Genomic DNA, 8,552 nt, shown 5'->3' on the forward strand with positions numbered 1-8,552 from the left:
GGAAGCACTTTCCAAAAAGGGGCGAAAATCGGGGTGAAGTGTCGAACCCCGGAGGCATGGACGACCCCCGGTTCGTTGCCTTCGTGCGCAGCGTTGCCGGCGTCGATCACTACCGGTTCCTGACGGACGCGCAAGTGTCTGTGGTCCTGGTTGAAATGGTTTTGGTCAATCTCATGGGATTGACCATCCGTGAACTTCCAATGCGCGGCGAGCACGTAGGAGCATGAAGACTATGGAACACGCCACAAGGCATGTAAGCGAAGAGGCGCGGAACCGCGTCAGCGCCATCATGGCGGTCCTTTACTTCGCCCATCCCAGAAGCGCCCATTGCGTAAGTAGCGATCTGCGAGCGATCCACGGCTTCGAGATCTCCCCGGAGAGCGTTGAATCGGACATGGATACGCTGTCGGCGGCCGGCTTGGTGCGGGTCGCGGTCGACGGTGCGACGCTCACCGCAAAGGGGCTTGCATCGGTGCTTTGTCCCTTCGGTGTGGTGGTCGCCGTTTCATGACGCGCATGGAGGCCGTTACTTTCGCCTCAGTCGCGTTACCGGGTTCGCGCCCATACATACCCCTAGCCTGAAGCCTTCAGCCGCTCAGAAGCCCGGATTTCGCGTCCGGGCTTTTTCATGCCCGCAGAATGGGTTCAGGGTTCGCTGAACGGAACGTGTTCGATAGGCTGCACTCACTTTGATGGAGTCCGAACCATGCCCCGACCCGCTTACGCCGCGTGCGCCGTTGCCCTCAAGAGCGCCGGCAACGTTGTTCAACTACTTCCCGCCGGAGAGTTCCGCGCCAAGGACGGGCGTCCCCACGAGGTCGACGCCTGGGTGCTCGCCGCCGATTCGGCAGCCACGCTCATCGCGACATCGACCGGAAAAGGGCGCTTCGTCATCGACTACGAGCACCAATCCCTGAAGGCCGGCGCCAATGGACAGCCGGCACCCGCCGCCGGATGGTTCAAGGTCATGGAGTGGCGCGACGGAGAGGGGCTGTTCGCGACCGACGTCGAATGGACCGACAAGGCCGCGCAGATGATCCAGTCCGGCGAGTACCGCTACCTGTCGCCCGTCCTCGACTACGACCGCGAGACCGGCGTTATCACTCGCCTGGTATCCGCTGCCCTCACCAACACGCCTGCCCTGGATGGAATGGAAGAGGTTGCCGCGCTGTCGCTCACGACCGACACGCGCGGATCGTCCGAGGTGCGCGAGTACACGAACACCGCCACGGCGCAGATTGAAGCCCTGGTGCGCAGCTCGCGCGAAGCGCTGGAAGCCCTCAAGCAAAAGACCGATGAAGCGCTCAAGGCGCAAAGCGAAGTCAGCACCCTGCGACAGGAGATCGAGGCCGCGCGAATCGAGGCCACGATCGAGGACGCGCTCAATGGTGCCCGCTTGCTGCCCGGACAGGTTGAAGCCGCTCGACGGCTCGGCAAGGTCGATTTCGAGGCCCTTTCGCAACTGCTCGACCGCCCGCCGCTGGTGCCGGCGCTGCTGGGCATGCAGACCGATCGCATGCGTGGAGACGGCAAGACGCCCGGCAAGGCAGTGCAGACCGCCCTGAGCCGTGAAGAAAAGCACCTGTGCGCCCTGACCGGCCGCAAGCCCGAAGAGTTCGCCGAACTGAAACGCCGCTTTGCCGCTGAGGACAGCGGCCTCACCGACTGACGGAGAAACCTGAAATGATCATCAACCGCGCATCCCTGGACGCCCTGTTCACCAACTTCCGCGCCGACTATGAAGCGGGCGCGCTCGCCGCCGCATCTCTCAAGGACCGGATCGCGATGACGGTCCCGAGCGCCACCCGAGAAGAGACTTACGGCTGGCTCGGCAACAACAACCGGCTTCGCGAATGGGCCGGCGATCGGGTCATCAAGAACCTGACCGCCGAAGGCTTCACGATCACGAACCGGAACTTCGAAAACACGGTCTCGGTGTCCCGCAACGATATCGAGGATGACCGGGTTGGCGTCTATTCCGGGGCGATGAAGATGATGGGGCAGGATGCCGCGCTGCATCCCGACGAACTCATTTTCGAGCTGCTCCGGTCGGGCACGACCCAGAAGTGCTATGACGGCCAATACTTCTTCGATACTGATCACCCGGTGAACCCGGATAGCCCAAGCGCCGGCACGGTGTCGAATGCCGACATGACGAACGCCACTGGCGCGCCGGGCTGGGTGCTGCTGGACACTTCCAAGGTGATCAAGCCGTTCATCTTTCAGCGGCGCAAGGACTATTCCTTCGTCGCCAAGGATCAGGACAGCGACGAAAACGTTTTCATGCGCAACGAGTACGTCTATGGCGTAGACGCACGGGTCAACGCCGGTTACGGTCTCTGGCAGCTCGCCTACGCGTCGGACAAGACGCTGGACGCGACCAACTACGCCACCGCGCGGGCTGCGATGATGGCCTTGAAGGCGCCCACGGGTAAGCCGCTGGGCATAAAGCCTGATCTGATGCTGGTTGCTCCGTCCTTCGAGGGCGCCGCGCTGCAACTCTTGAACCTGGACACGTCGCATTACAGGGGCACGGTCGAGTTGATCGTCTGCCCGTGGATGGCTTGACGACGGGGCGGGCCGGTCCGGCCCGCATCTACGCGGTCTCCAGCGGTAACGCACGCCGGGCGCGCTGGAAGTGAGGGAAGCGTCAGGAATGAAAAGGCAGGAACTCGCCGTTCAGGCGGCTCAATTTGTCGTCAAGTCCGATTTGCCGCAAATCGCGCAGGACCTGGTGGGCCTCCTGGGATGGGAACGCACGCGAGCCCTGATTGCCGAGTGGGGCGGGATTTCGTTTCCGGTTCCAAAGCGTGCGGATGGGCGCGGCGCCCATCGTTATGAGCAACTCGTAGAGGCCGTCGGCGAGGAAGGCGCGGACCTGCTCATCTGGTGCTACGGCGATGAAGTCTTGACCGTTCCAAATTGTAGGGCGGCGATCGCGCGGGCAAGAAACCGCGCGATGGTGGCCTTTTACGACACAGGGGCGACGCTTGAAGACTGCGCGCGGGCGTTCGGCGTTACGACTCGGTGGGTGAGCATCGTGTTGAAGAGGATTCAGCCGATGCCCCGCGAGGAGGTGCTGATGCTCACGGACAGCCATTCTGTGCCGGAAGATCGTCATGGCTGACCGCATATCAATCGAGCTCGACATCCGTGATGTCGTGGCGCGCCTTAGCCGCCTTTCAGACGCCGTTGGCCCTGGGGGTCTGGAGCCAGCATTTCGTCAGATCGGCGAAGACCTGATCGAATCGGTGAAGCGGCGTTTCGAAACCGGCACTGCACCTGATGGAAGTCGCTGGGAGCCTAACAGCATGGTGACGATCATGAAGTTTCTGGGGGACTCGCCTGGAAACTTCCGCAAGGACGGGCGTATCAACAAGCGTGGCGCTTCGGCGGCTGCCAGCAAGCGCCCCCTGGTCCGCCACGGCAACCTGCAAACGACCATCGATTACTTCGTCGGTGACGATGAGCTTCTTGTAGGTTCCCCGCTGGAGTTTGCCGCTATGCAGCAGTTTGGCGGAAGGAAGTCCGCTTTCCCGCATCTCTGGGGTGATATCCCCGCCAGGCCGTTTCTCGGCGTTGACGACGACGACGTGCAACGGATTCTGGATGTTATCGAGTTGCATCTGTCACGAGCCGCGCTATAGGACGGCGCGCACGATCACGGTCGACGCGCTTGTCTGCGCGGTCTGAGCGCCCGCGTTCCGCTTGACCGAGATGGCGCGGTTCCCGAGGTTTGAAAGTTTCAGACCTTTCGCCCGAAAATTGCAAACCTCGTGTCCGCCGTCATGCGCAGTCCGGGCAAAAAGGCGCGGCCGGGCCGGCGCCGGGAACTTAACATAACGCAGATTCTCAGCTTCACAGCAGTCCTCTTGAGGGCAGGAAAGCACCCAGTGTCTCGTGGGCTCTGAATCGCTTAGTGCAATCGATCGGCCCGCTGCGCCGATACTGCACCAGAGGGACTCGAGCGCGCCCTGCCGACCGAGCCGAAAACCAGGAAAAAGCCAATACAAAACAAGATGGTGCGGGGAAAGAGACTCGAACTCTCACGCCTTGCGGCGCTGGAACCTAAATCCAGTGCGTCTACCAATTCCGCCATCCCCGCGGGTATTACGACAAAGCGGCCCGCATTATACACAGGGTCCGTCGCGCCGGACGCCGTCGGGCGTCCGGCGCGAGCGCCCGCTCAATGGCCGGTGCGCCCGTAGGTGTCCTCGAAGCGCACGATGTCGTCCTCGCCCAGGTAGCTCCCCGACTGCACCTCGATGATCTCCAGCGGCACCTTGCCCGGGTTGGCCAGTCGGTGGGTGTTGCCGAGCGGGATGTAGGTGGATTCGTTCTCGCCGAGCAGGAAGCTGCGCTCGCCATTGGTGACCTCGGCCGTGCCTTTGACCACGATCCAGTGCTCGGCGCGATGGTGGTGCATCTGCAGGCTGAGCTTGGCGCCCGGGTTCACGACGATGCGCTTGACCTGGAAACGCTCGCCGGCGTCGATCGAGTCATACCAGCCCCAGGGGCGATAGACCTTGCGATGGCTCTGCGTCAGGCTGCGGCCCTCGGCCTTCAGGCGGGCGACGATCTTCTTGACGTCCTGGGTGCGGTTCTTGTGCGCCACCATCACCGCGTCGGGCGTTTCCACCACCACCATGTCCTCGCAGCCGATGGCGGCCACCAGGCGACTGCCGGCATGCACCAGGGTGTTGTGGCTGTCCTCGAACAGCACCTCGCCGCGCGCGGCGTTGCCGTCCGCATCCTTGTCCGAGACCGCCCACAAGGCGTCCCAGGCACCCACGTCCGACCACCCCGCCGACAGCGGCACGACCACGCCCTGGCCCAGCTCGGGCGCGCCGGCCAGGCGCTCCATCACGGCATAGTCGATCGAATCGCTCGGGCTGGCTTCGAAGGCGGCGGCATCGAGACGGATGAAGTCGGCGTCCGCCGTTCGCCCGGCAAAGGCCTTGCCGCAGGCCGCGGCCATCTCCGGGTTGAAGTGCGTGATCGCAGCCAGCCACACCGCGGCCTTCATCATGAAGATGCCGCTGTTCCAGAAGAACTCGCCGCTGGCGACATAGCGCTCGGCAGTGTCGCGGTCGGGCTTCTCGAAGAACTCGAGCAGCGCACGCGCACTGCCTGCCGCATCGAGCGGCGCACCCGCACGGATGTAGCCGTAGCCCGTCTCCGGCCGGTCCGGCACGATGCCGAAGGTGACGAGCGCACCCGTTGCGGCCGCGCGCGCGCCTTCGGCGATGGCCTGCTGGAAGGCCGCGACGTCGGTGATGACATGATCGGCCGGCATCACGAGCAGGATCGGATCGCCCTCCTCCAGCGCCGCTAGCGCGGCCAGCGTCAGCGCCGGCGCGGTGTTGCGCCCCACCGGCTCGAGCACGATCTGCGGCGCACGCACGCCGATCTGGCGCAGCTGCTCGGCGATGATGAAGCGGTATTCCTCGTTGGTGATGATGAGCGGTCGCGGCGCCACGTCCGCGGCGGCGAAGCCCTTGAGGCGGGCGGCGGTCTCCTGCAGCAGCGACAGCTCGCCGGTGAGCGGCAGCAGTTGCTTGGGAAAACTCTCACGTGAAGCGGGCCACAGTCGGGTGCCCGAGCCGCCGGAAAGGATCACGCTCTTAATCGTCATGGAAGTTCTCGTTCAGTTCAGGATTTCACGCAGCATGCGGGCGACGCCATCACGCCAGTCGGGCAGGTGCAGGCCGAAGTTGCGCCGCAGCCGGCCGGTGTCGAGGCGGGAATTGAGCGGGCGTACGGCGGCCGTCGGGTAGTCGGTGGTGGCAATCGGTGCGATCGATTGCACCTTCAATACCTGGCCCAGGTTACGGGCCTGCTGCACGACGAATTCGGCGTAACCGTGCCAGTTGGTCACGCCCGCTGCGGCGAGGTGATAGGTGCCTTCGAGTTCGCGCTGCGCCAGGGCGCTGCGGATCGCGTGCGCGCTGACATCGGCGATCAGATCGGCCCCGGTGGGGGTGCCGAACTGGTCGGCAATCACGGTGAGACGCTCGCGCTCGGCGGCGAGCCTGAGCATGGTGCGGGCGAAGTTGCCGCCGCGCGCGGCGTGCACCCAGGAGGTGCGAAAGATCAGGTGACGACAGCCGCTGGCGCGGATCGCCGCCTCGCCCTCGAGCTTGCTGCGGCCATAGACCGACAGCGGCGCGGGGACCGCATCCTCGGCCCAGGGCGCGTCGCCGCTGCCGTCGAAGACGTAGTCGGTCGAGTAATGCACCAGCAGCGCATCGCGCGCCGCGGCCGCGCGCGCGAGCACGGCGACCGCCTCGGCATTCACGGTACGGGCCAGCGCAACCTCGGTCTCGGCCTTGTCCACCGCGGTGTAGGCTGCGGCATTGACGATGACGTCGGGCTGGACGCGCTCCACGCTGGCGGCCAGCGCCTCGAGCCGGGTGAGGTCACCGCACAGCCCGCCGTCGGCATGGCGGTCGAGGGCGACGAGCTCGCCCAGCGGCGCCAGTGCGCGCTGCAGCTCCCAGCCCACCTGGCCATTCTTTCCCAGCAGCAGGATTCTCACGCGCCGGCTCCCGCACTATCGTCGCGTCCGGCGTAATTGCGCGTGACCCAGTCGCGATAGGCACCGCTCTCCACGTTGGCCACCCAGCCAGGATGGTCGAGATACCACTGCACGGTCTTGCGGATGCCGCTGGCGAAGGTCTCCGCCGGCTTCCAGCCCAGTTCGCGCTCGATCTTGCGCGCGTCGATCGCATAACGCCGATCGTGGCCGGGGCGGTCGCTGACGTAGCGGATCAGGCGGCTGTAGCTGCCGGCAGCGTCGGGGCGCAGTTCGTCGAGAAGCGCACACAGGGTGCGCACGATGTCGATGTTGGCGATCTCGTTCCAGCCGCCGACGTTGTAGGTCTCGCCCACCCGCCCACGCGCGAGCACTTCGCGGATCGCGCCGCAATGGTCGCTGACATACAGCCAGTCGCGCACATTGAGGCCGTCGCCGTAGACCGGCAAGGGCTTGCCGGCGAGCGCATTGACGATCATCAGCGGGATCAGCTTCTCTGGAAACTGGAAGGGGCCGTAGTTGTTGGAGCAGTTCGTGGTGAGTACCGGTAGCCCGTAGGTGTGGTGCCAGGCACGGACCAGATGGTCGCTCGCCGCCTTGCTCGCCGAATACGGGCTGTTGGGCTCGTAGGCCTTGGTTTCGGCAAACGGCGGATCCGCCGGGCCGAGCGAACCGTACACCTCGTCGGTGCTGATGTGCAGGAAGCGGAAGGCCTCGCGCTCGCCGGCAGGCAGGCTACTCCAGTAGGCGCGCGCGGCCTCGAGCAGGGCAAAGGTGCCTTCGACATTGGTGCGGACGAAGGCGCCCGGGCCGTGGATGGAGCGGTCGACGTGGCTTTCGGCTGCGAAGTGCACGATGGCGCGCGGCCTGTGCTCGGCCAGCAGGCGATCGACCAGGGCGCGGTCGCAGATGTCGCCATGCACGAAGCGGTGGGCCGCCCTGCCCTCGAGGCTGGCCAGCGTCTCGAGGTTGCCGGCATAGGTCAGCGCATCGAGGTTGAGTACCGGTTCGTCGCTCGCGGCCAGCCAGTCGAGGACGAAGTTCGCGCCGATGAAGCCGGCGCCGCCTGTCACGAGAATCACCTTACCGCCCCTGCTCTGATCGCAAAGCCGCGATTATGGCATCGGGAAGGCGGCCCCAATAGGTGCAAATCCACACTGCGCTCACATCTGCAGGCGGGCGGCGTAGCCCGTCATCTCGAGGTAGCCCTGGCCGATCTCGGCCTCCACCCCGGCGCTGTCGCGCTCGAACACACGCACCGCGCCCTCCCAGTAGATCGCGCCGGTGGAGCTGCGGCTGTCGAGCTCCTGATCGTCCAGCAAGGGGCGCAGCCTCAGGCTGCGGCCGCCGGCCAGCACGACTTCCCACTCCACCGGGTACTCGATGCCGGTGCGCGGCGAGCGCCAGTGCCGCAGCGGGATGAAGCGGACCTCGTCGGCGGCGTAGATTCGGGCCGCGCCCGTGGCGTCGCTCAGGGTGGCGGCGTGCCACAGTGCACCGCCCTCGGCGTCGCGCATCTGGAAGGCCATCAGCCCGCTGCCGTCGTGCAGATTGATGCCGATCCAGTCCCAGCCGCGCGCGCCTTCGGGCAGGATCTCGCTCGACCACTCGTGATCGAGCCAGGCGTGGCCCTCGACGGCAAAGGGCTCGCCGTCCAGCCGCAAGCGCCCCTTCACCGCCAGTTGCGGGCGGCTGTAGTAATAGCTCGCATTGATCGGATCCGCCGCCTTCTGGCTGAAACCCGCCTTGCCGTTGAGCACCGGCGCGCGCTCGGGCACGAACTCGAGCTCGAAGCCGAAATCCTCCGCCTCGATGCGGCTGCGATACGGGCCGAGAATGCTGTCGCCGCCCTCGAGAAACCAGCCATCGACGCTCACTGAGGTACGCCCGGGCACGGCGCCCGCCAACTCCGGGTAGGCGCGCGCCGAGCGCTCGGCATGGCGCAGGCGGCCTTGCGCGGGATCGGCCACCGCCGCGTGGGCGAGGATCAACTGGCGCGGCGCAAACAGGCTCGGAT

At 65.6% G+C, this 8,552-nt stretch carries 10 protein-coding genes and 1 tRNA gene; 6 read left to right on the plus strand and 5 right to left on the minus strand.

The window, feature by feature from the left end; genetic code table 11:
• From PLC66_RS21360 to PLC66_RS21385, 6 genes are all read left to right on the plus strand, one after another.
• A partial coding sequence (locus tag PLC66_RS21360; RefSeq protein ID WP_324544213.1) for a hypothetical protein occupies positions 1 to 227 on the plus strand: 227 nt, incomplete at its 5' end.
• A 5-nt stretch (positions 228 to 232) separates the two neighbouring features.
• A complete protein-coding gene (locus tag PLC66_RS21365; protein ID WP_324544214.1) occupies positions 233 to 511 on the plus strand; it encodes a hypothetical protein in 279 nt (92 codons plus the stop codon).
• A gap of 195 nt (positions 512 to 706) precedes the next feature.
• Complete coding sequence (locus PLC66_RS21370; protein ID WP_324544215.1) at positions 707 to 1,669, plus strand: phage protease; 963 nt, start codon at positions 707 to 709, stop codon at positions 1,667 to 1,669.
• Positions 1,670 to 1,683: 14 nt separating this feature from the next.
• Positions 1,684 to 2,568 carry a Mu-like prophage major head subunit gpT family protein gene (locus PLC66_RS21375; RefSeq protein ID WP_324544216.1) on the plus strand — a complete coding sequence of 295 codons (885 nt, stop codon included), beginning with the start codon at positions 1,684 to 1,686 and terminating at the stop codon, positions 2,566 to 2,568.
• 88 nt (positions 2,569 to 2,656) lie between these two features.
• A complete protein-coding gene (locus PLC66_RS21380; RefSeq protein WP_324544217.1) occupies positions 2,657 to 3,127 on the plus strand; it encodes a hypothetical protein in 471 nt (156 codons plus the stop codon).
• Positions 3,120 to 3,647, plus strand: coding sequence for a phage virion morphogenesis protein (locus PLC66_RS21385; RefSeq protein WP_324544218.1), 528 nt, complete (start codon positions 3,120 to 3,122; stop codon positions 3,645 to 3,647). Before PLC66_RS21380 ends, PLC66_RS21385 begins: the two co-directional genes overlap by 8 nt.
• Before the next feature lie 373 nt (positions 3,648 to 4,020).
• Here PLC66_RS21385 and PLC66_RS21390 read toward each other — a convergent pair.
• From PLC66_RS21390 to PLC66_RS21410, 5 genes are all read right to left on the minus strand, one after another.
• Positions 4,021 to 4,105: transfer RNA gene (locus tag PLC66_RS21390), tRNA-Leu, on the minus strand.
• An 81-nt stretch (positions 4,106 to 4,186) separates the two neighbouring features.
• Positions 4,187 to 5,635 (minus strand): mannose-1-phosphate guanylyltransferase/mannose-6-phosphate isomerase, encoded by a 1,449-nt coding sequence (locus tag PLC66_RS21395; protein WP_324544219.1) that lies wholly within the window; start codon positions 5,633 to 5,635, stop codon positions 4,187 to 4,189.
• A gap of 12 nt (positions 5,636 to 5,647) precedes the next feature.
• Positions 5,648 to 6,538 carry a dTDP-4-dehydrorhamnose reductase gene (gene rfbD, locus PLC66_RS21400; RefSeq protein WP_324544220.1) on the minus strand — a complete coding sequence of 297 codons (891 nt, stop codon included), beginning with the start codon at positions 6,536 to 6,538 and terminating at the stop codon, positions 5,648 to 5,650.
• On the minus strand, positions 6,535 to 7,617 hold the full coding sequence (rfbB, locus tag PLC66_RS21405; protein WP_324544221.1) for a dTDP-glucose 4,6-dehydratase: 1,083 nt from the start codon (positions 7,615 to 7,617) through the stop codon (positions 6,535 to 6,537). The genes rfbD and rfbB overlap by 4 nt, the downstream gene beginning before the upstream one ends.
• An 81-nt stretch (positions 7,618 to 7,698) precedes the next feature.
• Positions 7,699 to 8,552, minus strand: an 854-nt coding sequence (locus tag PLC66_RS21410; RefSeq protein ID WP_324544222.1) for a lipocalin-like domain-containing protein, incomplete at its 5' end; no start/stop codon positions are given.

The sequence above is a fragment of the Thauera sp. genome, assembly GCF_035444905.1.
Lineage (GTDB): Bacteria > Pseudomonadota > Gammaproteobacteria > Burkholderiales > Rhodocyclaceae > Thauera.

Excerpts from the sequence above, each read along its gene's own strand:
- PLC66_RS21365 (WP_324544214.1), top strand. The coding sequence starts at position 233 with ATGGAACACGCCACAAGGCATGTAAGCGAAGAGGCGCGGAACCGCGTC.
- PLC66_RS21370 (WP_324544215.1), top strand. The coding sequence starts at position 707 with ATGCCCCGACCCGCTTACGCCGCGTGCGCCGTTGCCCTCAAGAGCGCC.
- PLC66_RS21375 (WP_324544216.1), top strand. The coding sequence starts at position 1,684 with ATGATCATCAACCGCGCATCCCTGGACGCCCTGTTCACCAACTTCCGC.
- PLC66_RS21380 (WP_324544217.1), top strand. The coding sequence starts at position 2,657 with ATGAAAAGGCAGGAACTCGCCGTTCAGGCGGCTCAATTTGTCGTCAAG.
- PLC66_RS21385 (WP_324544218.1), top strand. The coding sequence starts at position 3,120 with ATGGCTGACCGCATATCAATCGAGCTCGACATCCGTGATGTCGTGGCG.
- PLC66_RS21395 (WP_324544219.1), bottom strand. The coding sequence starts at position 5,635 with ATGACGATTAAGAGCGTGATCCTTTCCGGCGGCTCGGGCACCCGACTG.